This window comes from Luteimonas cucumeris (assembly GCF_007830035.1).
Taxonomy (GTDB): Bacteria; Pseudomonadota; Gammaproteobacteria; order Xanthomonadales; family Xanthomonadaceae; genus Luteimonas_C; species Luteimonas_C cucumeris.
Map to the genome: position 1 here is coordinate 1 of NZ_VLKN01000019.1, position 2,660 is coordinate 2,660.

At 69.3% G+C, this 2,660-nt stretch carries 1 pseudogene; it reads right to left on the bottom strand.

Annotation, left to right across the window (positions count from 1 at the left end):
• Positions 1 to 2,585 (bottom strand): annotated as a pseudogene (locus IP90_RS16460) (hypothetical protein); the annotation flags it as partial.
• Between the last annotated feature and the right edge of the window lie 75 nt (positions 2,586 to 2,660).

Consider the following 2,660-nt stretch of genomic DNA (forward strand, 5'->3'; position numbering starts at 1 on the left):
CTGCCGTTGGCCTGGAAGTAGCGGATGCCCTCGGCCACCGTCGCGTCGAGTTGGGCCAGGTTGACCGCATCGGTGTCCGCCGTGCCGGCGGCGACGTTGGAAATCGTCGTGCCACCCGTGCCACCCAGCGTGATCTGTGCCTGTGTCGTGTCGACATAGGTCACCGCCGGATTGGTCACCACACCGTTGGCATCGAGCGTGAAGCCGGCCGACTGCAGCTGGCCAACGTTCACCGCATTGGTCGCCAACGTACCCGCGGCGAGGTTGGTGATGCGGCGTTCGGTCCCCGCCGCACCGATCGACACCGTGTCGGCCTCGTCGGCCACGGAATTGAAGCCCAATGCCACCGCACCGGTGGCCGACGCCTCGCTGCTGTCGCCGATGGCGACGCTGCCTTCGCCGCTAGCCACCGACGAGCGCGCGATGGCCACCGCGCCCGCGCCGGTGGCCGAGGCATCGTCGACCCCCAAGCGCTCGCCGTCGGCCTGGAAGTAATGCACGCTGACGGTGCCACCGATCGCGTCCTCGAGCTGGCTGAGGTTGATCGCATCGGTCTGGAGAGTGCCGTCGGCCACGTTGACGACGCGTCGCTCGGCACCCAGTGCGCCAACCGACACCGTATCGGCCTGGTCCGCCACCGAGTTGGCGCCCAGCGCAACCGCATTGGCTGCCGTCGCACTGCTGCCGAAACCCAGCGCGGTACCCAGCGCCGCGCCGACATTGCTGCTGGCACCGAATGCCGACGCCTGCGTCGCTCCGACCGCGATCGTGCTGTCGGTGCCGACCGCCGTGCTCTCGTCGGCCAGCACCTGCGTGCCGCTGCCGATGGCGATGTCGCCCGCGCCGGACGCGATGCTGTTCGGGCCCAGCGCGACGCTGGTGCCGCCATGGGACTGGCTACCGCTGCCCAACGCGACCGCGCCTCCTGAGGCCAGGCTGCCGTCGCCGATGGCAAGGCTGCTGGCGCCGTCGGCCTCTGCGTTGCGCCCCACGGCCACCGCGCCCATGCCATTGGCCGTGGCGTCGTCGTTGCCGTCGCTCGCGCCGTTGGCCTTGAAGTAATGCACCTCGACGGTGCCGCCGATGGCGGCCTCGAGCTGGCTGAGATTGACCGCGTCGGTCTGGCCGGTACCGTTGGCGACGTTGACGATGCGGCGTTCACCACCGACGGTGCCCACCGACACAGTGTTCGCCTGATCGGCCGCCGAGTCTGCGCCCAGCGCCACGGCGTTGGCCGCGCTGACGCTCGCTCCGGGGCCGAGCGCCGTGCCTCCCCCAGCGGCAGCGTTGACAACAGCGCTCGTGCCCAGCGCCATGCTGAAGTTGCCCTCTGCACGGCTGTTCAGGCCCAGCACCACCGACTGCTGCGCGCTGGCGACGGCGCCTTGGCCGATCGCAATGGAAAAGTCGCCGATGGCCTGACTGTTTTGGCCCATTGCCGTGGCGCCACTCCCGGTGGCCTGGGCTTGCTGACCCACCGCTGTGGCCTGGCCGCCGCTGGCCGTACTGCTCTGGCCCAGCGCCGTGGCGCCGAGCCCCGTGGCTTCGGCCTCATGGCCCAGAGCGGTAGCTTCTCCCTGATTGGCGAGGCTGCCCTGACCGACCGCCGTGGCATCCTGGGCGGTGGCCTGGGCGAGCTGACCTATCGCCGTCGTCTGGGCCGCACTGGCCGTCGCGTCCTGCCCGACGGCGATGGAGGCCTCGGCCGTCGCCTCGGCCGACTGCCCCACCGCCAACGCACCCAGGCCCGCGCGCGACTGGTTGCCGAACGCGGAGCCGCCGTCGCCACTCACCTGCGCATTCGCACCGATCGCGGTCGCCGCCAGGAAGTTGGCCGAGGCAATTTCATCGGGAGTGATCAGATCGTCGTTGTTGAGGTCGACAAAACCACCGAACGCCGCTGCGCCATTGCCACCGGTAGCCTGCGCCCCACCGCCCGCGGCGATGGCGCCTTCCGTCGTGGCCTGCGCGCCCGAGCCCAGCGCCGTGCCGAATGCACCGCTGGCCAGCGAACTGCTGCCCGCGGCGGTCGAATTGGTGCCGGTCGCCTGCGCATCGTCTGTGCCGTCAAGCAAGCCGTCGGCCTCGAAATAACGGATTCCTTCGGCCGCCTGGACCTCGAGGCCCAGCAGCGCCTCTCCGACATTGTTGAAGGTGCCGCTATTGAGCTGATAGACCGGCGCGCTCAGGGTACCGTCTGGGTTCACCACCACGCCGCCGCCCAGATGGTCGGCTATGGTCTGACGCCCTAGAAACAACTGACTGCCGTTGATCGCGTCGGTGCTGGCAACGCTCACCGTACCCGGGGCGACGTTGACTATCCTGCGCTCGCCACCTGCGGTTCCAACAGACACCGTGTCAGCCTGGTCGGCCACCGAACCGGCGCCGAGCGCCACCGCGTTGGCGGCCGTCACGCTGCTGTTGGCGCCAAGCGCCGTGCCTTGGTTGGCTTCGACCACCACGTTGCTGCCTACCGCGGTGCCGTTGATAGCGGTGACGCTGCTCTGCGAACCCACCACGGTGCCATTGGTCGCAGTCGCGGTCGCTAAACTGACCGAACCGAGTACCGTGGAAAAATCACCCACGGCCCCCGTGTTGTTTCCTATGGACACGGCCGAATTACCCGAATCGGTGCCCGACACCGTCGTCGCCCCCCTGCC